This window comes from Glaciecola sp. G7-5, from assembly GCF_055808975.1.
The window spans coordinates 840,949-860,175 of sequence record NZ_CM147892.1 but is presented as its reverse complement, the minus strand read 5'-3'; the positions used below and the strand labels follow the sequence as shown (position 1 = coordinate 860,175).

Genomic DNA, 19,227 nt, shown 5'->3' with positions numbered 1-19,227 from the left:
AAGTGTTACGCTTTTTACGCCTAAAACAACGCTATAGAAACGCCAAGTAAACAGGACCTCAAATGAAATTTTCAACCTTAGATCTCGCCGAGCCATTACAACAAGCCATCACAGCATGCGCTTATATTGAAATGACTGACGTACAGCAAAAAACCATTGCCAGTGCGCGCAAAGGCCAAGATTTATTGGTACATGCACAAACCGGAACAGGCAAGACAGCTGCTTTTGCACTGCCTATTTTGCAACAAATACTAGACCGTCCTAAAGAAACCATTGCAGGCAGTCCTAGAGCACTCATTCTCACTCCCACGCGTGAGCTCGCTGAACAGTTAGCCGATGCTTTTAGTCGTTATGCCCAGTTTACGGATATCAGTATTATGGCTATGTATGGCGGCGTAAAAATGGGTGGGCAGGCGAGTAAAATTAAAGCTGGTAGCGATATTTTAATTGCGACGCCTGGGCGCTTACTTGAACATATGGCGCTAAATAACTTGACCTTGGCAAATGCCGAATTCGTAGTATTAGATGAAGCCGACCGCATGCTCGACATGGGTTTTATAAGTGATGTGAGTGAAATCATGCAGCACACGGCTAAAAAACGCCAAACCTTGCTATATTCGGCCACAAGTTCACCTGCAGTTAACGAGCTTTGCCACAAAATATTGAATAACCATAGAGAAGTGCGCGTTAGTAAAATTAATACGACTGCCGAGACCGTTAATCACATTATGTATCCCGTTGAGGAGTCACGTAAAATAGACTTGTTTAAAGCCTTATTACGTGAGCAAAATTGGTTTCAAGTACTGGTATTTACCGGGACCAAAGAACAAGCCGACAAGTTAATGGCAGCACTTAAGCAAAGTAAAATTGAAGCGGCTGTATGTCATGGAGATAAAAGCCAAGGGTCACGCCGCCGCGCGCTAGCTGACTTTAAGTCGGCTAAACTACAAGTGCTTATTGCAACAGAGGTAGCCGCTCGCGGGCTAGATATTCAAGGCCTAGATTACGTTGTTAACTACAACTTACCTTATTTACCAGAAGACTATGTACACCGCATTGGCCGCACCGGCCGTGCAGGCAATTCTGGCAATGCGATTTCGTTTGTGAGCCGAGAAGAAGAACGCACAGTAAGTCGTATTGAAACTCTGATTGGGGCAACTATACAGCGTGTTGTCAAAAAAGGCTTTGAAGTCAGCGACCGCCAAAGCTTATTAAAAAGCATTTCAAAAAATAGCCGCCCAAGCCGCAGCAATAAGGCAACGCGTACCAATATTACGGGTAACACCATTAAAGGACGCAAGGCGAAAAAGACTAAGTAATTCCCTTTGGCTGTAAGCGAATTGCTAGTCAATAGTGGCTTATTCACGTTGGTCTTTAGGTGATGCCATTAGCACATGGGTCGTGATGGTCGAAACTTGTGCCAAAGTGCCTAGTACGTCGGTATGAAATAGTTTGTAGTGCTTAAGGTCAGTTGTTTCTACTCTCAACAGGTATTCAAAAGAGCCGGTTACGTTATGGCATTCTTTTACTTCAAAGGCGTTTGAAATAGCTTGCTCAAAATTCTCTTGGGATTCTTTGGTGTGTTCGCTTAACCCAACCATCACGTATGCAATAAACCCAATACCTAGCAACTCTTTGTCAAGGATGGCGCGATACCCTTTTATTACCCCGCTTGCCTCTAACTCTTGCACTCTGCGTAAGCATGCAGAGGGCGACAAACCAATTTTATTTGCCAGTTCGGTGTTCGTTACTTTTGAGTTGAGCGAGAGCACTTGCAATATTCTGTCGTTTAACTTGTCATTTTTAATCATTAGTTGTGCATTTCCATAAAAGCTCAGCGTGTTTGCAAGATTAGTGTCCAATATTTGGTTTATAATTGCACGCATAAGTTTATTGATGTCAACTACAAGAATGCTAAAAATATGACCACAGATTTATTGTTCGCCTTAATGCTTTTTGCTTTTGCGTCGTCGGTAACGCCCGGGCCTAACAACTTAATGCTAATGACCTCGGGGGTAAATTTTGGCTTTAAACTAACCTTGCCGCATATGTTTGGGGTATCGCTAGGTTTTGTGTTTATGGCTATTTTAGTGGGTTTAGGTATTATGAAGTTGTTCGACGCCTTTCCCGTCTCTTACGATATTTTACGGGTATTAAGTGTGCTCTATATGCTTTATCTTGCTTATAAAATAGCAAGCGCGAGCGGCTCAATTGGCAATGCAAAAAGTAAGGCCAGCCCAATGACGTTCTTGCAGGCAGCGGTATTTCAATGGGTAAACCCAAAAGCGTGGTCAATGGCGCTTACGGCCGTTAGTGTTTATGCACCGACCAAAAGTATCTATTCTGTTGTGTTAGTCTCAATCGTTTTTGGCTTAGTTAACTTTCCTTGTATAGCGAGTTGGGCAACTTTAGGCACTAAAATAAAACATATTTTAAACCAACCCAAACGTTTAAAAATCTTCAATTACAGTATGGCTGTTTTACTCGTTTTATCGTTATATCCTATCTTTTTATGAGTGACCAGCAAAATTAGTAAAGTCGTTTAGGTACAGTGGCCTTGTGTTAAATAAGCCCTCTTTAATAACTTTAGTTTGGCTCCACATGCTTGCTTTCATCGCATCCAAACTTCTCTTCTTGTTGGCGCTTCCCTTGAGAGGCTAACAATACTATATTTGTATATGCCTTAGACAATAGAAGAATTATTCGGACGATGAAATTACATTTAGTCGATGATGATGTTCCTAGTATATCAATCGAAATTTTAGAAAAAGCTTGTGAAGAAAGAGGAATTGAGACTGTCGTGCATGATAGTCAAACCTTTGTTTACGAACCGTTTCGCAAAGCAGCGCCAAGGGATTTATTGTTTAGACCTGCTGTTTCTATCGCAGCTACCAAAGTTGAGCAATATCTATTTCAAAAAGGTGTATCCACTTTTTACAAAGAGCCCATGGGGATATTTTATAATAGCAACAACGCAACGCGCTTGTTTGAACATCATGATATCCCAATTCCAAGAACATTCTATTTACACAATACAAATAGGGATGTCATTGACTATTACGTTGAACAGCTCGGCGGTTATCCTGTCATTCTCAAAATGTTGGGCTATTCTGGCGGTGTTGGGGTAATGAAACTAGACAATGCGCAGTCCCTATATTCGGTTGTAGATTTTGTATCTGTAGGTGTCTCTACACCGATTTTATCAACATTTATTCCCGACGCAGTTCATTGGCGTTGTGTTGTAGTTGGTAACGAGGTGATCGCGGCTTACATTAATCCACCTGATGGCGCAGATTTTAGGACTTATGGGACAACTGACAAAGACCAAGTATTTGGCAAAGTTAGTTCAGACATGGAAGCAATTTCGGTTAAAGCTGTGCATGCGCTAGGGAATGATTTTGGTGGTGTCGATATTCTTAAACACCCGAGCGGCCGTTGTTATGTTTTGGAAGCGAATTTTCCCTGTTACTACGCCCATGCCCAAGAAATTGGTGGTATTGATGTCGCAGGGAAAATGATTGATCATTTAATGAAAAAAGAAACCCTGTAAATTAATAAAAATGAGTCTTTACTGTTTATTATGGTTTCTTCTTTTTGGCTCGTTCTTCAGCATCCCGAGCACGCTCCTTGGCTCGCTCTTCTTGTGCTCTTTTTCTCTCTTGTTCTCTAGACTCCTTTTCTAACCGTTCGCTCGCGTGCTTTTGATCCTTCTCTTGCTCTCTTTTTAGTTTTTGTTCTTGTGACTGAGAAGATTTAGCTGCAAAGCTTGTTGACGAAGCACCGATAGCGCTAAAAGCTAAGGCACCAGCAACTTTTGCCATAAATTGCCGTCTCGAATTGGTTTGCTGGCCACTAGGAGGCAGCAATCTGTTTTTCAAAATGCCAATATCGGATAGCCGGTCTAGCGCTTTAAAAATGGCTTCATCAACAATGTCATCCGATAGTATGGCTTTAGTTTCTTGTTTTATTTCTTCTAGTGTTCTGCTGCCATTAATACACTTCAACACAGTGGTCTCGATTAACTCTAATTTTATCTCATTGCCCGTCGAATGTTCAATAACGACACTATTGACTGTATGTTCTTGTATAGAAAATTTAGTCAGATCTAATTGTTGAATTGTCATAATTATTATCCATTCGTTATCGTTCAAAAGTAGAGCATTAAGTAAAGACCATAGTAGAACATTTGTCAATAAAGTGGATGATCCTTGCAAGTATGTTTCAATAAAGGATTCATCCCCAATATACACTATGCTTTGTTAAGCATGCCCAATCAAAGCTCATATTCACAGTTAAATATCGCTTAATCGCTATAACAAAATACGAATAGGAATACTCAGTACTTGCCATAGCGTTTTATAAGCCAACCTTAGTTTTTAGGCATCATAATCGCTTTCATTGTGTGTTCGGTGGCTAAATATTTCTGAGCGACCTCAAGTACTTTTTCTACCGTTACTGAATTTAACGCTTCGTCATATTCAGAATGAAGTAGAGGTTTTTCATTAGTATCTAAGCGCACTAGGTAGTATCCCCAATACGTATTGGTTTTAACATTTAAAGCGAACTGTTCTTTTTGCTGCGCTATAAAGTTGTTGATGAAGCGAGGTTCAAGCGCTTGGGTTTTTACGTTTTCCAAGGTGGCTTCTATATCGCTAATAATTTCATCAACGCGATTAGGATCTGAGGTAAAGCTAATGTTCAAGTTAAACTCTGCACTAGGAAGCTGGGAAATCATCCCGCCAACATTGACCGAATAAACTGCTGATTTTTCTTCTCTTACTTTTTGTCTTAGTTTTATATCTAGTGCATTTAATAAGGCGTAAAACGACAACTCTTCTACATGAGAAAACTCCGTGCTTCCACGATATTCTAAATAAACTTCAGCGCGTTGCTCGGTGTTTTCGTTGACTTCTATCAGGAGTTCGCCACTTGCACGCTCATCTGGCAAAATTCCATGGGTTTCCCTACCTTCAGTGCTTGGCAATGTAGCGATATAGGTGTTTAAAAGTGGTTCAATTTCTTCTAAGGAAAAATCCCCAACGAAGACAAAGGTAAAGTCAGCTGCATTTGCGAAACGTTCTTTATATAGCGCATACATGTCAGGTAGGCTTTGAAGGTCTAACATGTCTAAATCAAATGCTCTATTTCTAACGCTATCTCCAAACAAGGCACTGCGCACGGCTTCAGAATACTTAGCCTCGGGTGAATTAAACTGATTTACTAGTTGTGGGCGCACGTAAGCCATGTAGTTATTAAAGTTAGCTTCGTCGTATCTAGCTTGGGTAAACTTTAAGTGCAATAACTGCATAAAGCTATTGATATCTTGAATCGTAAAATCACTGGTCATCCACTCGTTGAATGGGTCGATTGAACTTACGATATTAAAGCTTTTGTCACTTAAGAACTTGGCCATGGTGATATAATCGTAGTCGGCAACGCCCATGCTATCCATAATTTGCGGGGTCATCCGTGTGCGGTTATAGCGGTCGTCATCAAGTAGTGAGGTGCCACCAGGGCTGTAGGTTCTAAAGTTGATTTGGCCCGTTACCAGTTCAGTTTGCTTGAGAATGACGGTAGCGCCGTTACTCAAGGTCCATTTATGGAAGTCATCGCTGCTGTCATAGTCTTTATTGACGACTGAACCAGGTTCAGGTGTGCTTGTCATTAAGGTATCGGGTACCTCGTTATCAACAAATGCAGTAAATGATGTGTTGGCCACATCGTCCCATATAGCGATTATCTCGTCTGCGCTTGGCAGCGAGGCTTTTTCATTTTCGGGAGCCGAAACTTGAATAATACGGTTTTCGTTACTTAGCCAGTCTTTGCCAATGTTGTTCACTTCATCTAGGGTGATAGTCGGTAAAACACGCTGCGCAAAAATATAGGCGTCATCGGCGTCTAAAATAGGGTAGTCGTTTACAATTAAACTTAATAAGCGGTTAGCATGGCTAGTTGAAACATCGCTAAACATGGTTTGTGCTTGCTGTTTGAAGTCTGACAACCATGATTGTTTTGCTCGCGCAAGTTCTGACTCGGTAAAGCCATTTTGCTTTATCCTATAGGCTTCAGTTAATACGGCTCTAATAGCCTCTTTGGTTTGTCCTGTTTTCGCGCCGGCGATGAAACTATAAGCATCTTTAAATTTGAAATATTCATCAAAGCTTATATCAACGTTTAAGGTAGGGAAGTCTTGGGTAACGACCTTTTCGTGCAATCTAAAATTCATCATTGTGGTGTGTAAACCAATCAGATACTGACGACGCAAGTCTTCAAAGGTTTTGACGGGCATTTTGGGATGAGTTGTCATTAGCGCAAACTGCGTCGTTGATAACTCGCTGTCGGTTTCGATACTAATAATAGGCTCTATGTTGTCGGCAATGGTGAAGTCAGCGTATAGTTCGTCAGCGTCGAGCACGTCTTTTCTGCCTGGAATGGTGGCAATATGTGTGTCGAGTAATTGAGCAACGCTAAGCAAATCAACATCACCAATCACAATGACCGACATTAAGTCTGGGCGGTACCACTTTTTGTAATAAGCGATTAAGTCTTCTTCGCTACCGTTTTGAATTATGTCTGGTTGGCCTATAGGGAAGCGCTCTATCCAGCGTGAACCGGCAATCGTTTTCTCTAAGTGTTTCATCGACAAGCGTTCATTTACGTTTTTGCCAGCGCGCCATTCTTCGAGTACTACGCCGCGTTCTTTTTGTATTTCGGTTGGGTCAAACTGCAGCTTATGTGCCCAGTTTTCGATAATACGAATGCCCGTTTCGAGTATCTCTTTATCGTTGGAAGGTAATTCTAGAACGTAAAAAGTGTTATCAAAACTGGTGAATGCATTTAGGTGGGAGCCAGAGCTCATGCCGGTGGATTCAACAAATTGCAGCAGTTCTTCTTGGCTAAAATCTTCGGTTCCGTTAAAAGCCATATGTTCTACAAAATGCGCAAAACCTTGCTGTTCGTCTTCTTCGAGTAAGGAGCCTGCGCGCAATACTAGTCTTATTTCAACGCGGTCTGCTGGCTGAGGGTTGTTTCTAATGTAATAGCGTAATCCGTTGTCGTATTTGCCGCTGATATATTCGCCGGGAAGTGGAATTTCTTGGCTTAATGGGAGGGTATCTAAGTCATCAATTTGTTCATGGATGAAGAAATTATAAGATTGTGGTCCGGTTGAAGCGCAGGCGCTTAAGATTAGAATTCCACATACAAAAAAGAGTCTTTTTACAGCGAGCATATATATCCCTAAAAGTAATACGCTGGGCTAGCGTTAATGCAGTCCATTTTTGTTACTTTACACTATATTTGCTAGGAATTAGAAATTTTGTTGGTAAAAAACTGAGTGGTCCTGTGTTCCGATATTTCCTATTTTACCAACATTAGAATGAGGCCGCGATTTCCTCGATCCTTCTTAAGTGTTCTTGTTTTTCGGTGGTGGGTAAAAAGCTAGCCACTATACTATTGCGAACAAGTTGCACGGCATCGTCTTTGGATACGTGTAGTTTACTGGCGAGGGCAAGAAAATTCTCGTTTAAGTAACCGCCAAAATACGACGGGTCGTCAGAATTAATGGTGACTAGTAAGCCTTCGCGTAACAAACTCAGCACATTGTGTTCACTTAAATCGCTTACTACGCAAAGTTTTAGGTTACTAAGCGGACAAACAGTTAAGGGGATTTGATGCGTTTTTAGATGCGCCATTAGGGCTGCATCTTCGTTGCTTCGAACGCCATGATCAATACGATCAACATTTAGCGTATTGAGCGCGTCCCACACATATTCAGGTGGCCCTTCTTCACCGGCATGGGCAACAAGGTCAAAGCCTAAGTCTTTTGCCGCTTTAAAAGCATTGGCGAATTTTTGCGGTGGGTTGCCTAGTTCAGAACTATCTAAGCCGACGGCTTTGATCATTGCATAAAAAGGTTTGGCCTCTTGCAAGGTATCGAGTGCGCTTTGTTCACTTAAATGCCTCAAAAACGACAAGATAAGGAAGACACTAATCCCTAGTTCGTCTTTAGCTCTATCAATAGCGCGTGCAAATCCAGTCATAAACGTTGAATAGGGAATGCCGCGTTGGGTATGCGTTTGCGGGTCAAACATTATTTCAGTATGGACAATGTTTTGTGTTTTGCATTTACACAAATAAGCCCACATAAGCTCGAAAAAATCGTCTTCTTCACGAAGCACATTCGCGCCTTGATAGTATAAATCAAGAAAGCTTTGCAAACTGTCGAATTGGTAAGCCTGAGCAATGGCTTCAACATTTGCAAACGGAAGTTCAATACCGTGTTTCTGGGCGAGTTGCCACATTAGCTCCGGTTCTAGACTGCCTTCAATATGCAAATGCAATTCCGCTTTAGGCAATTGCTGAATGAGTTGCGAAAGTGTGCTTAATTTCATCTTATATCTGCCTTGCCTACGAGAACGCTTAGTCTTATTTAAGCCTCATATTACAATGAGTTTAAAGCAGTATCTAGCCATGCCATGCGTTCGATGTACCAATTTTTCATATGTTCTACTTCTTCTGCATGGGTGTTAAAAACGACTGGGTTTGGCCAAACATAGACGCCAAGTGTTTGCCAGCGGTCGTCATTTTCCTGCTGAGCCCAACGTAATCTGTTTGCGTCATTGTCGATTTTCGCCACTATTTCACTTTGTTTTTGTTTAAAAAAGGCAAAGCGAGCTTGTACTTTGACGACAAACGCCGGGTCTTCAAAAAGTCGCTGATACCAAGGGTGCTCTTTAACCCAATAGCCTTCTGCGTAGCGACTATCAGCGTAATCAACATTGCCGAATGATAAATCGAAGTCCCAAAGTGGTCCCATTTTTATTTTCTCACCAGGAATCACATTCATAAATATGCTTGAAAAAAACTTAGAATCCACGTTTTTTGTGATTTCACTAATCAAGAACCAATCAACAAAGCTGTCTACATCAATATGAGCGCTATAGCCTGTATTCTCGTCTGTAAAATCACTTGCAAATAGGCTTTGTTCAAAATCTCTGAATATGCTGCTTACTTGGTTATATTCATCGCTTGAAAATTCAATTTCTGGCTCTTTTATATTAATCAAAAAACGACCTGTTCTAAAATAGACATCATCTCGATCAAGGCGCTCTGGCTGGTCTATTTCCACTAAAAAACCAGTGTCTCCTAAAGCAACACGGTTGTCGCTTTCTTCTACTTTTTGAGTGATGTTATAGGTGCCAATATAATCATTGTTGAGGTAGACTTCGGCGAATTCGCTGCTAGGTGTCCACGTTAAATTACTCATGTGGCCCATTGCTAGCGCGATTGTATTACGCAGCAAGGTTTTATCTGAATACTCAGCCAAAAACAGCCATTTTTTATCACGCGGCATGCCTAAAAATTCAGACTTATCTTCAAGCTTCATTTGATAGGGCTTTTTGGGATGCATCCAAGTTGAGTTGCCTCTTCCTCTTATTTCCATCGCAACGCTATCAAGGGTAACGTAGTCTCTGCCGCCATCTATCCAAACGTCGCCATCAACGTAGTCGTCTTTTGAGGTGATGTTTACGCCACCATCTGTGGTCAAGTATATAATGGGCAAACTGGTAAATTTGGTTAAATCTACGGAGTATGTTTTGCTGTTTCCATCGCTATTGCTTACGGTGTAGTTTTGAATTTGCGTAAAGTCGTTGGTACTTTGATTGCTCGTTTGCGTTGTACTATCGATTTTCACGTCAACGCCGGTATGGTCAAAGGTGGCTACTAGGTTCTTGACAGCTATATTTTCGCTAATACGCCCTGAAATCACGCCATCTTCTATCTGCATTTGGATGTTGCTACTTAAACTCGGGTTATTTGCTTGATTAAATGAGAACTGCGTAATTAAGGGTTCTTGTGCGCTAGGTGGGGGCGTTGGTGGTAATACAGTGGTGCTTTGTTCTGAGGACGAGCCTCCACCACATGCATGCAAGAAGATGAAACAAGCGACGATTAATCCACTTTTTTCAATACCGGTAGCACTAAATTTTTATATTTGCTTACTTCTATATTTAGCATTAAATACCCGCTCACTGTGTGACTTTTTCAGTTCCTCAGACTACCCTGTGCTTTTAGCCAACACAAGTAACTGTTAGCTTTAGCCTATGGTTTACCTAGGTTTTGTGCCGCTAAATTATAGCGCTTTATCGCACATCTGAACCCTTTCATCGCTCAAATGAATCATTTGGTTGCTTGTTTAGCCCATCTTATCGTATATGCAACTTCGCGACAGCGCTCGTCGTCTAAGTGAAGGTGATGATCTCCTAAAAGCACCCTTTATTTTTGGGATGAAGGAGGTAGTTGTTAACAGATTCCTGCCTTCGCAGGAAAGACGGTTGGGTTCGCAGGAAAGACGGTTGGGTTCGCAGGAAAGACGGTTGGGTTCGCAGGAAAGGCGGATTGGTGGGCAGGATTACTCAAACGGGCGTTATTGTGCATCCACTAGCAAATAACAAAGTATGAGTTAACACACCCAAGATTGCGCTTTGTTGTTTAGTATGCGTGGAGAAACGAAAGTCGAAGTGTTTTGTTGTATTTAGCCAATTGTTTAAAGGGTGTATTATGTTTTTAATCAGCTTGTTCGTGGTGGCGGGGATCATGCTAATGACATTTTTCTTAGGTGGTGAACTTAGTATTTATTTTAACATCCCTAGCCTTATCATCGTTGTTATTCCGGCGATTATTGTTCCGTTTATAGTGCTTGGTTGGGATGATGTGCAAAAGGCTTTTTGTTTACTTTTTAATTCGCAGTTATTGCATCGCTGCGAAACTCCTCAGCGCTACGCACAAGTATTTGAAATGATAAGCAGTACCGCTATGATGATGGGTTGGTTTGGTATTGTAAGCGGTCTCATAGCAATGGCAGCAAATATTAATGCTGAAGCGTTTCCTAAGGTTTTTGGTCCTGCATTTGCGGTATTATGTCTTACGCTTTTATACGCGTTAATGATAAAAACCTTTTGCTATTTTGCTGTGTTACGTATTAGGTCTGCAGAGCTAAGTTAACGCCTTAGCGCGATTCGGATTACTGGTTTACCTGTTTTGCCAACTCAGTTAGTAACGCCCGCATTGCCTCAACTGCTTCATCATACCCCCCTTTATTCAGCTCATTAACAAAGGAAAATCGGCTCGCGCTGTGGCTGCCATCTTTGGCGATTTTGTCATAACTGCCTGACAATACTACTTTGCCTTGCTCTGTAGGATAAAAATGATCAATGGTAATGGCTATTTCATCGCAAGCTATACATCGTTGATGGTAGCTTATTGTTGAGCTGGTTTGGTTAAGCTCTTTGATGAGTATTTGTTGAATACTGTGGTTCAGGTCTTCGGCCCAAAAATGATAATTGGCGATTTTAATTTGATGATTGCTTAGTTTTAATACCAAGTTAGGTTGCTGCAAATAGTCAGGTAAATTTAGCGCAAGCACTTTTACTTGCGCTGGCCTTACAAATTCTTGTTTACTTGTTTGCGATGACTGAGATGACAAAGCCGGTGCCGCGTCTAAGAGATAATGAAACGATTCAGGGGCCTCGGGACTGCTCATACACCCTGTTATCCCCAATATAAATAATAGTACAGCACTTCGTTTGAGCAGCATTATTCGCCTTTCCCTTTTGGTTGAATATCGGCCGGTGGCGCGTCACTAAATATGAGGGTGTTTGGTTTTTTGCGGATCTCTTGCAAAAAGGGTTGCATCATATTTAAGGTTCGTTCGAGCTCTTGTAAGTTGCGTTCTAACTTCAAGTAGACAGGAGAGTCACTTTGCATACCTTGCAAGGTTTTATTGGCCTCGTTTAATGTGTCTTCTACTGCCAGTAGAACAGATTGTGTTGCAATCACGGTATCGTTTGCTGACAAAATAGTCGTATTGGCAGAATTAACAGCAGTGGTCGTGCTTTGCACTAAGTCGTTTAGTGGCAAGCTCTCGAGTTTACTTAGTAGCTTCTCTGTTTTGCTCATTATGCTTGCAAAACCGCTTTGTGCCACGGGTATGACAGTGTATTTACCAAAGTGCTCTAATTCTGAACGTATATCGTTATTTAAATCGAGACTCACTTTCATAGAGCCGGTAATATAATTGGCGGTCTCTAAACTAGCGCCTAAACCTGACTTTATCCATTCGCTAAACTGGTTATCAAACCAAGCTAAATCGTATTCGTTATTTGGTGCAAGCCGAGCCGGCTCCAGATGAATGATTACAGGAATACGCACTTCATCACTATTAATTTGGTTTGTTTCGTAAAAGCCTAGGTATGGGCGACTTACCTGGCCTATGCGGATTCCTCTGTACTCGACAGGGGCACCGGCTTCTAAGCCTCCCACCGAATCTTCGACTAGAATAACGTACTCTAAATATTCATATTTGCGTTCTTGATTGATACTGGCGCGAGAAGGATAAAGCGTGAATTCACGGGTTTCGCTTATGCGCTCGCCCAATACGAGATCGTCGGGAACGTCAAATTGCACACCGCCTACGAGAAAAGTTTCGACCGATGCTAAATCAACTGTCAGGCCTTCCGTGTTAGCCGAAAATGAAACGCCACTTGAATTCCAAAAAAGGTATTAGTTGTAATCAAAGCATCGTAAGGCGCTTGAATAAAAATACCGTAGGTGACTTTCCTTGATTCAATATCAAAGTCAGCAGATTCAACCGCGCCTACTTCAAAACCTCGATATATTATGGGGTTGCCTACCGTTAAGGATTTACCGCCGCTGGAAACGAGTTTGAGTTTAATACCTTTTGAAGTAGGAGATGAAACCGGCGGGTTTTCGAGCCCAGCAAAGCGCTCAGCGTAGGCGTCAGATTTACCCGGGTCGATAGTGATATACGCGCCTGACAGTAGCGTGCTGAAGCCCGATACGCCACCGGTGTCTATTCTAGGTCGTACTACCCAAAACTGGGAGTCGCTGTGCAGATAACGCTGCATATTTTTGTCTATTTCAACTTTTGCTTCAATCGAATAACCATCGTCAGAAAAGCTAACATCTTTTAATATGCCAATATCAACATCTCTGAATTTGACTTTGGTTTTATTGGCTTCTAAGCCCTTCGCATTGTCAAAAACAATAACAATCTCTATGCCTTTATTCTGCCATTGTTGGTAGACCATTCCTACGCCAATTAGCGCGGCAATTAGGGGCAGCAACCACACCACCGAAAAGCGCGATTTTTGTTTAACAATAGCGGCTGGTTTTTCGTTGTCTTGGGTCATTAGTTTTGCTGTTTATCCCACATTAATCTTACGTCAAATTGGTGCGCTGCTAGCATCGTTAAAATTACAACACCAGCAAAAGCTCTGGCTGCGGTACCAGGCTCAATCATCATAATACCTGTTATATGGACTAAAGCTACCAGTATCGCGACGACAAATATATCAATCATTGACCATTTTCCAATAAATTCGGTGGTTTTGTATAACCGTGTTAATTCACTTTTGCTGAGTCGGCTTTGCCGAGAAGTAGCATAGCATAACCACAATATAATCAGCATCTTAGCAATTGGGATTAGAATGCTGGCAACAAAAATAACAAAAGCAACAAAATACGAACCATGCTCTACAAAGAGCACAACACCGCTTAGAATGGTACTAGCGCTTTTATCGTTAAGCAATGTCGTGGTCATAATGGGATATATATTCGCTGGAATATAAAGCAAGATGGCCGTAAAAACGAGGGCTAAGGTGCGCTGGACGCTATTGGGTTTACGCAGATATAGTGTATCTTCGCACCTTGGACAGACTACTTCATCGATGTTAGATAGCAAATGACAAGTGCGGCAGCAAGCCAGCCCTCATGCGCGGCACTGTGTTTTGGATACTGATCAGGCTGCGAATTACGCTGCGAATTACGCTTAGCGTTTTGCATGGTCAATCCAGTCCCATAGTTGATGTCTATTTGATACGTTTGCAGTTAGGGTGAATAATACTGCAAAACCAACATAGGCCCAAAATGAAAAGCCAACAATGATATCCGCCAATTCTATTACTTTTATTAGCGCGATTAATACGCCCACAATAAAAACCTCTGCCATAATCCACGGCCGGAAAAGACCTAAAAGGCGACCTATCGTTACTTTTAACACCGGCTTTAAACCAAGCCTTATCGGGATAAGTAATGCTAAAAGCAGAATGAGGTAAAGCATGGGAAGTAAGAGCACAAATGCATAAACCATGAGCGCTAATAATATGAAGCCTTGCGCGTACAGGTCATTAGAGGCTTGCAGTAAAGTAATCGTGCGAATATGCCCTTGAGCATCAAAAGACAAAAATGGAAAGCTATTTGCCATAATCAATAGCATCAAGGCTGACATCGCAAATGACAAGCAGTAATCGAGGGGCAGCTTGTATTTAGTAAATTGTTTACTCTTACATCTAGGGCAAATCAACGATTGATTTTCTTCCATGGGCGGTACGGTAATCAATAAATCACAATCATGACACGCGATCTGAGAATTGGGCTGCACCTAAATCTCCCTATTAGGTAGTGGAATCACGGCTGTTATCATAGCCGAGACTTGCCCGCTTAACAAAAAGAAATGTCTGTCTCTACACTATCGATTAATCAATCCGTTTGATAAATGATGGTTAGCCCCTCGGGAACTTTTGTTTTCGCCGGTAAATAAGTCACCGCGCCTTTCTTACTGGCAACATAGGCAAGTACGGACTCCACGGAGTCAAATTCTTGTGGTGGCTTTTTACGACCACTGAATCGCATTTGTGCCCAATATGACTGAATACGAGACTCAGTAAGTCCCACTATTTTTGTATTAAAAACAGAGCGGGTGTCATTATTTGGCGTAAGCACGACCGGCGTTAATTTATAGGGAGAATTGTTACCCATAAATATATCTCGGACTTCGCGTTTTTCGACCAATATACTCGTATCATCAGTATTGGCTACCACGATTAAGCCTGATGCTATGCTACTAAATGACATCATTGCTAAAAGGATGAGGCCTAGCGTTACTTTGCACCACATTAGAAGAACCACTCCAATCCAACTTGATATAGTGTGGCTTTGCGGTCAAAACTTGGGTCGCTAAACTCGCTAAAAAACGATGATTCATTAGCATCGCCATTTAAGAAGGTGACTTCTGCTTTTGCTGCCATGTTGTGACGAAAATCCCAGCGTACACCGATGCTGATTGAGTCTAGTGGGTATTTTTGAATACCGTAGATAATCGCATCATAACCATAGGAAAGCTGGTCGAGTTGTGGCGCTACTCCTTTTGGAATAAGGTTTTCTGGAATTGGTCTTGAGTTTTTTGAAGATGCGAAGGTAATGTGCGCTTGGAATGGATTAAAGTTATATCCGAATGTTGCGTAATATGATTCTATTGTAGGTACTAACAAGAGTTCAGAGTCAATTTTAGTCCACTCGGCAGCTGCGAAATAATCAAGAGTGTCGTAGTTTATGCTGGCTTGATAGCCTGTTGCCGAGCCGTCGAAACGCAGTGAACTTGCATTCTCTGCAAAGCCCGCCAACTCAAGAGCATCAGCAAACTCGTCAATACCTGGCACGTCCGCATAAAAGTCTGATGAATGGATAATTGCGGTACGCATGCTTAGATTGCCATTGCGCGCGCTCAACACCATGCCTTTTATTTTACTTACATCTACACCTATATTTATATCTTCAACGGGGAAGTCTCCATTGTAACTTCCGTAGTAAGCTTCGAGCTCTACACTAAAGGACGATAAATTTGTTTTATAGGTGCCGCTAACCCCTTCGTAGTTGGTGAACAAGAAACCACTGTATACCTGCACTGGGGGTGTTATCCATGGATAAGCAAAGCCAACGTCAATAACGTCATTATAACGAAAAAACGGTGTGCGTAATTTACCTAGTTTGAATTGCCAATTTTGGCTGGGTTCATAAGCCAAGTATAACCACGCTACTCCTGACTCTCTCTTTTCGCCACTATGAGCTAGGAGCTGGGTCGATAAACTTAAGTTGTCGGTAAAATTTACGTCACCTTGCAGAGCGAAAAGCGATTGTTGGGAAAGACTGATTGCGTCTGAGTAACCCTGATATTTTGCTGACTCTTCATCTAAATAGCCTCCTATTACACGGGCGAAACCGCTAAGTTCAACGCGATCGGATATGTCCGATGACGCTATACTTGAGCAAGTGATGACGCTCATCAACGTAAATAGTATAAGGTGTCTGAAATACATGGTCATTGTACCTGATTATCTTCCTAACTTGTGGATGCTAATAAGCGTCAAATAAAAAGTTCCTTAAATATGCTACAAATATGCTTTGTTTAGGTATGTGTTCTCATACAAGGTTGCCTGTGGACGAACGCAGAGCTTATGTGAATCTTTACGATATTTCGTAGTAACTCATTCATTAAGGGCTATTGCTGCCTTGCAACAATGCTTCATCTTGCGTAGAGGTATCGGTCAAAATGTCACTTATATTAGGATAAGATCTTTATACTACTAAAGAATGAGGTAATTCTTAGCCAAACTTACTATTCCCAGCGTATTATTTGATATTCTCGATTAGCATTTCACTAAGCTAATCAATCGATTTAAATAAGGATAAGGTTTGCTTTCACAGTTACCAAGATGGATTGAATATGGGGCCTTTGTTTTAGCTTTTGTGGCAGGTACTATCAATGTCGTAGGCCTACTTGGTTTTGAACACCAATCTATTTCTCATTTATCGGGCACGGCAACCCTACTCGGCGCTAGCGTTTTGCAAGCCCCTCCTTCTATGGTGCTCCATTTAACAGCAATATTGGTGTCTTTTTTTGTAGGTGCTGCGTTAACCGGTATGGTGTTACACGGCAGCACTTTACAGTTGGGAAAACACTATGACACCGTTCTATTGCTTGAAGCTTTCCTAATATTCTTATCTTGGTACCTATTATCAGAAGGGTCTTTTTACGGGCATTACACTGCATCTATTGCTTGCGGTATTCAAAATGCCATGGCAACTACTTATAGTGGCGCTATCATTCGTACCACCCATTTAACTGGGATTTTCACTGATTTAGGGTTAATGCTTGGTGCTGTTTTGCGTGGAGAAGCCTTTGATAGGCGCAAAGGCTTGTTATTTGTCTTGATTATTCTCGGCTTTATTGCCGGTGGAACTTTTGGTGCATATGCCTTTTCGGTCTTTAGTTTTGGCGCCTTACTCGCGCCGGCCGGTATTTGCGTTGTGTTGGCTTTGCTGTATCGCTTTTACCTTGTTGGGCGCATTGCTTAGCCTATTTCTTGCTAAATCTACAGCTCATTGAGTATTAGACGCAGATACTTTGTCTTTGTACTTATCAAACACTTTACCTGTGCACGCCCATAGCATTAAACCCGACCACGCAATAATCGAGAATCCTGCGGGTATGCAGGCAACTGCAATGTATTTTGCGTGGGCTGGGTTTAATACAGCAGCAATCATTGCTGGCAGGAACCAAACGATGGCAACAGCCAAAAAAATAAGTAGCATGGCTGAGACAGAAAGATTTTCGAATGAAGCAAAAAACTGATTTAACGTTTCCATAAATAAATATACCTTAATGTGATTTTGTTATATTTACTAGTCTCGATGTGCTTCACTTTATTACATCAATCTGTATATAAAAAAGTAGATTATTTTACTCTATCATTGCCTCTAGCTTTGATGCTTGCGTTTCAAAACGTTTTTGACGCTTGTGCGCCCAAATGCACCATGGAATACCAAAAGCGAGGGCAAGAGCAAGTACCGCGCTTGTTGTGGAAATTGCCTCTTTAAGCTCTTTGTTTTGCGTAAGTTGTAAAATAAACGAAATGCATAGGCACATGATGATAGACAACCACCCTACGTGTTTATTTATCTTTGCAATAAGTGCATTGTTTTTATATTGCTTAATAAGTGTATGGGTAAAATCATTAAGATCAGTAATTGTGCCAAAGGCTGCAAGCCATCTAAGCTTTACAAAATAAGCAACCATTATGGCGCTGGATACAAAAATACAGGCTAAAAAAACGTAAAGCGCGAACGAGAGTTTTGTGTCTATTAAAAATAACAAGGCAAAAGGACTCAAACTCAATACATCTAAAGCAATATAAAATCGCTGTTTAGTGCGCTGTGATTTGGCTTGTTTTTCAATCTCACTCATATCGAGATTGTGTACAGTTTGCGTTTGCCAAATTTGTTCGAGTGGATCTTCAATATGCTGATTACTCATTAGTAATTACACTCCGTAGATTATCTTTTATACGCTTGATCATGACGCCCACGTTATTGCTTGAAATCCCGCATACTTCGGCAATTTCTTCATAACTAAACCCTTCCAATGAAAGTGAGATAACTTGTCGAGCTGGTAGATTTAAGTTTCGGATGGCAGCCAGTAAGTTGTCGAGTTTTTGCGTACGAATAAGCGTTGCCTCAGGGCTTGTTGTATTTGTGTGTACTAAGGTACTGTCGGCGAGTGTAGCGGCGTCTTCTTGGACATGGCTTTTAAACTGCTTAACCTCTTTGCTGACGTGCGTAACACCGCGATTGTGAGCCACTTTAAGAATATAGGTTTTTATATTGGCATCACCTTTATACGAACGAAGAGATTGCCAAACAGCCACGCAAATATCTTGAAAAAGCTCTTGCTGAATACTGACGTTAGCTTCGTAGGTGCAAGCAACACGCGACAGTAGGCTTGCGTGCTGTTTAATGATTTTCTCAAATGAAGGCGTTTGGGCTGTCATATTATGTAAAGTAGGCTTCTTCTTTTTATTAATACACACTACTAGTCTAGCGTCTGCCGTTTTTATTACATAAAAATAAAATTCTTTGTAATAAATAAAAAATTTATATGACTGTAGAAAACAATTGTATTGATTTGCTAATTAAAAAGGAAAAAACATGATTGATTATAAAATAATACTCGTAGTAAGTTCTATTGCAGCACTATGGTTAGTTTTCAATTACTTAGATGCTAAATATCGGTTCAGCTTTGTCAAATGGGTTAATGGTGATGTTAGCAATCCTTTTGTACCTGGTCACATGAGCGAATACGATGATGATGGTTACACTAAAGAAGCTTTTGGTCACAACGCGTCATGCAATGAAAAAAGCAATGTCGAGCAACTTCAAATGCAAGTTGAAGGCTTAAAGGAACGGGTCCAAGTATTGGAAAAAATTGTCACCGAACCTGCATATGAACTAAAACAAGAATTTCGCAAGCTCTAGCTAATTGTAGTTTACGTTTGATTTAAGGCGACCAAATAACGCTATTTTTTTACG

The 19,227-nt window shown here is 41.3% G+C and carries 22 protein-coding genes; 7 read left to right on the top strand and 15 right to left on the bottom strand.

What is annotated here, in order from left to right; all coding sequences use genetic code 11:
• Positions 1-62: 62 nt before the first annotated feature.
• The gene (locus AC0L6H_RS03870) at positions 63-1,319 is read left to right on the top strand and encodes a DEAD/DEAH box helicase (protein WP_473392714.1); all 1,257 of its coding nucleotides are present in this window, start codon (positions 63-65) and stop codon (positions 1,317-1,319) included.
• 39 nt (positions 1,320-1,358) lie between these two features.
• On the opposite strand, the gene AC0L6H_RS03865 is transcribed toward AC0L6H_RS03870, so the two are convergent.
• Complete coding sequence (locus AC0L6H_RS03865; protein ID WP_473392713.1) at positions 1,359-1,811, bottom strand: Lrp/AsnC family transcriptional regulator; 453 nt, start codon at positions 1,809-1,811, stop codon at positions 1,359-1,361.
• 111 nt (positions 1,812-1,922) lie between these two features.
• Between AC0L6H_RS03865 and AC0L6H_RS03860 the strand changes: the two genes are divergently transcribed.
• Entirely contained in the window at positions 1,923-2,516 is a 594-nt protein-coding gene (locus AC0L6H_RS03860; RefSeq protein WP_473392712.1) for a LysE family translocator, read from the top strand.
• 194 nt (positions 2,517-2,710) lie between these two features.
• Positions 2,711-3,550, top strand: a complete 840-nt coding sequence (locus tag AC0L6H_RS03855; RefSeq protein WP_473392710.1) for an ATP-grasp domain-containing protein — start codon at positions 2,711-2,713, stop codon at positions 3,548-3,550.
• Between the two features lie 28 nt (positions 3,551-3,578).
• Here the strand turns inward: AC0L6H_RS03855 and AC0L6H_RS03850 are convergent, their stop codons facing one another.
• The 4 genes from AC0L6H_RS03850 to AC0L6H_RS03835 all read right to left on the bottom strand — a co-directional run bounded on the left by AC0L6H_RS03850 (position 3,579) and on the right by AC0L6H_RS03835 (position 9,934).
• Entirely contained in the window at positions 3,579-4,124 is a 546-nt protein-coding gene (locus AC0L6H_RS03850) for a hypothetical protein (RefSeq protein ID WP_473392708.1), read from the bottom strand.
• A gap of 245 nt (positions 4,125-4,369) precedes the next feature.
• On the bottom strand, positions 4,370-7,231 hold the full coding sequence (locus tag AC0L6H_RS03845) for a M16 family metallopeptidase (RefSeq protein WP_473392707.1): 2,862 nt from the start codon (positions 7,229-7,231) through the stop codon (positions 4,370-4,372).
• Between the two features lie 142 nt (positions 7,232-7,373).
• Positions 7,374-8,393, bottom strand: a complete 1,020-nt coding sequence (locus AC0L6H_RS03840; RefSeq protein WP_473392706.1) for an adenosine deaminase — start codon at positions 8,391-8,393, stop codon at positions 7,374-7,376.
• Between the two features lie 50 nt (positions 8,394-8,443).
• The gene (locus AC0L6H_RS03835; protein ID WP_473392705.1) at positions 8,444-9,934 is read right to left on the bottom strand and encodes a CotH kinase family protein; all 1,491 of its coding nucleotides are present in this window, start codon (positions 9,932-9,934) and stop codon (positions 8,444-8,446) included.
• A gap of 368 nt (positions 9,935-10,302) precedes the next feature.
• Between AC0L6H_RS03835 and AC0L6H_RS03830 the strand changes: the two genes are divergently transcribed.
• Positions 10,303-10,464 (top strand): hypothetical protein, encoded by a 162-nt coding sequence (locus AC0L6H_RS03830; RefSeq protein WP_473392703.1) that lies wholly within the window; start codon positions 10,303-10,305, stop codon positions 10,462-10,464.
• Positions 10,465-10,563: 99 nt separating this feature from the next.
• A complete protein-coding gene (locus AC0L6H_RS03825) occupies positions 10,564-11,007 on the top strand; it encodes a hypothetical protein (protein ID WP_473392702.1) in 444 nt (147 codons plus the stop codon).
• A 19-nt stretch (positions 11,008-11,026) separates the two neighbouring features.
• On the opposite strand, the gene AC0L6H_RS03820 is transcribed toward AC0L6H_RS03825, so the two are convergent.
• The 7 genes from AC0L6H_RS03820 to AC0L6H_RS03790 all read right to left on the bottom strand — a co-directional run bounded on the left by AC0L6H_RS03820 (position 11,027) and on the right by AC0L6H_RS03790 (position 16,178).
• Positions 11,027-11,545, bottom strand: a complete 519-nt coding sequence (locus AC0L6H_RS03820; RefSeq protein ID WP_473392701.1) for a PqiC family protein — start codon at positions 11,543-11,545, stop codon at positions 11,027-11,029.
• Between the two features lie 53 nt (positions 11,546-11,598).
• Positions 11,599-12,468 (bottom strand): MlaD family protein, encoded by an 870-nt coding sequence (locus tag AC0L6H_RS03815; protein ID WP_473392699.1) that lies wholly within the window; start codon positions 12,466-12,468, stop codon positions 11,599-11,601.
• Positions 12,469-12,509: 41 nt separating this feature from the next.
• Positions 12,510-13,214, bottom strand: coding sequence for a PqiB family protein (locus AC0L6H_RS03810; RefSeq protein ID WP_473392698.1), 705 nt, complete (start codon positions 13,212-13,214; stop codon positions 12,510-12,512).
• Positions 13,214-13,765: a paraquat-inducible protein A gene (locus tag AC0L6H_RS03805; RefSeq protein ID WP_473392697.1), complete on the bottom strand. Its 552-nt coding sequence runs from the start codon at positions 13,763-13,765 to the stop codon at positions 13,214-13,216. Before AC0L6H_RS03805 ends, AC0L6H_RS03810 begins: the two co-directional genes overlap by 1 nt.
• Positions 13,766-13,852: 87 nt before the next feature.
• Entirely contained in the window at positions 13,853-14,464 is a 612-nt protein-coding gene (locus tag AC0L6H_RS03800) for a paraquat-inducible protein A (protein ID WP_473392695.1), read from the bottom strand.
• A 98-nt stretch (positions 14,465-14,562) separates the two neighbouring features.
• A complete protein-coding gene (locus AC0L6H_RS03795; protein ID WP_473392694.1) occupies positions 14,563-14,979 on the bottom strand; it encodes a hypothetical protein in 417 nt (138 codons plus the stop codon).
• Positions 14,979-16,178: a hypothetical protein gene (locus AC0L6H_RS03790; protein WP_473392693.1), complete on the bottom strand. Its 1,200-nt coding sequence runs from the start codon at positions 16,176-16,178 to the stop codon at positions 14,979-14,981. The genes AC0L6H_RS03795 and AC0L6H_RS03790 overlap by 1 nt, the downstream gene beginning before the upstream one ends.
• A 376-nt stretch (positions 16,179-16,554) precedes the next feature.
• Between AC0L6H_RS03790 and AC0L6H_RS03785 the strand changes: the two genes are divergently transcribed.
• Positions 16,555-17,217: a YoaK family protein gene (locus tag AC0L6H_RS03785; protein WP_473392691.1), complete on the top strand. Its 663-nt coding sequence runs from the start codon at positions 16,555-16,557 to the stop codon at positions 17,215-17,217.
• Positions 17,218-17,241: 24 nt separating this feature from the next.
• On the opposite strand, the gene AC0L6H_RS03780 is transcribed toward AC0L6H_RS03785, so the two are convergent.
• The 3 genes from AC0L6H_RS03780 to AC0L6H_RS03770 all read right to left on the bottom strand — a co-directional run bounded on the left by AC0L6H_RS03780 (position 17,242) and on the right by AC0L6H_RS03770 (position 18,689).
• Positions 17,242-17,508, bottom strand: a complete 267-nt coding sequence (locus AC0L6H_RS03780; RefSeq protein ID WP_473392690.1) for a superinfection immunity protein — start codon at positions 17,506-17,508, stop codon at positions 17,242-17,244.
• A 94-nt stretch (positions 17,509-17,602) separates the two neighbouring features.
• Positions 17,603-18,175, bottom strand: a complete 573-nt coding sequence (locus tag AC0L6H_RS03775; protein ID WP_473392688.1) for an RNA-binding protein — start codon at positions 18,173-18,175, stop codon at positions 17,603-17,605.
• Positions 18,168-18,689: an RNA polymerase sigma factor gene (locus tag AC0L6H_RS03770; RefSeq protein ID WP_473392687.1), complete on the bottom strand. Its 522-nt coding sequence runs from the start codon at positions 18,687-18,689 to the stop codon at positions 18,168-18,170. The genes AC0L6H_RS03775 and AC0L6H_RS03770 overlap by 8 nt, the downstream gene beginning before the upstream one ends.
• Positions 18,690-18,846: 157 nt before the next feature.
• Between AC0L6H_RS03770 and AC0L6H_RS03765 the strand changes: the two genes are divergently transcribed.
• On the top strand, positions 18,847-19,173 hold the full coding sequence (locus AC0L6H_RS03765) for a hypothetical protein (protein ID WP_473392686.1): 327 nt from the start codon (positions 18,847-18,849) through the stop codon (positions 19,171-19,173).
• The last annotated feature ends 54 nt before the right edge of the window (positions 19,174-19,227 follow it).

Coding starts and splice junctions, on each gene's coding strand:
- AC0L6H_RS03870 (WP_473392714.1), top strand. CDS start 63: ATGAAATTTTCAACCTTAGATCTCGCCGAGCCATTACAACAAGCCATC.
- AC0L6H_RS03855 (WP_473392710.1), top strand. CDS start 2,711: ATGAAATTACATTTAGTCGATGATGATGTTCCTAGTATATCAATCGAA.
- AC0L6H_RS03865 (WP_473392713.1), bottom strand. CDS start 1,811: ATGATTAAAAATGACAAGTTAAACGACAGAATATTGCAAGTGCTCTCG.
- AC0L6H_RS03810 (WP_473392698.1), bottom strand. CDS start 13,214: ATGACCCAAGACAACGAAAAACCAGCCGCTATTGTTAAACAAAAATCG.
- AC0L6H_RS03765 (WP_473392686.1), top strand. CDS start 18,847: ATGATTGATTATAAAATAATACTCGTAGTAAGTTCTATTGCAGCACTA.
- AC0L6H_RS03780 (WP_473392690.1), bottom strand. CDS start 17,508: ATGGAAACGTTAAATCAGTTTTTTGCTTCATTCGAAAATCTTTCTGTC.
- AC0L6H_RS03770 (WP_473392687.1), bottom strand. CDS start 18,689: ATGACAGCCCAAACGCCTTCATTTGAGAAAATCATTAAACAGCACGCA.
- AC0L6H_RS03845 (WP_473392707.1), bottom strand. CDS start 7,231: ATGCTCGCTGTAAAAAGACTCTTTTTTGTATGTGGAATTCTAATCTTA.
- AC0L6H_RS03790 (WP_473392693.1), bottom strand. CDS start 16,178: ATGTATTTCAGACACCTTATACTATTTACGTTGATGAGCGTCATCACT.
- AC0L6H_RS03860 (WP_473392712.1), top strand. CDS start 1,923: ATGACCACAGATTTATTGTTCGCCTTAATGCTTTTTGCTTTTGCGTCG.
- AC0L6H_RS03775 (WP_473392688.1), bottom strand. CDS start 18,175: ATGAGTAATCAGCATATTGAAGATCCACTCGAACAAATTTGGCAAACG.
- AC0L6H_RS03840 (WP_473392706.1), bottom strand. CDS start 8,393: ATGAAATTAAGCACACTTTCGCAACTCATTCAGCAATTGCCTAAAGCG.
- AC0L6H_RS03825 (WP_473392702.1), top strand. CDS start 10,564: ATGTTTTTAATCAGCTTGTTCGTGGTGGCGGGGATCATGCTAATGACA.
- AC0L6H_RS03850 (WP_473392708.1), bottom strand. CDS start 4,124: ATGACAATTCAACAATTAGATCTGACTAAATTTTCTATACAAGAACAT.
- AC0L6H_RS03795 (WP_473392694.1), bottom strand. CDS start 14,979: ATGTGGTGCAAAGTAACGCTAGGCCTCATCCTTTTAGCAATGATGTCA.
- AC0L6H_RS03820 (WP_473392701.1), bottom strand. CDS start 11,545: ATGAGCAGTCCCGAGGCCCCTGAATCGTTTCATTATCTCTTAGACGCG.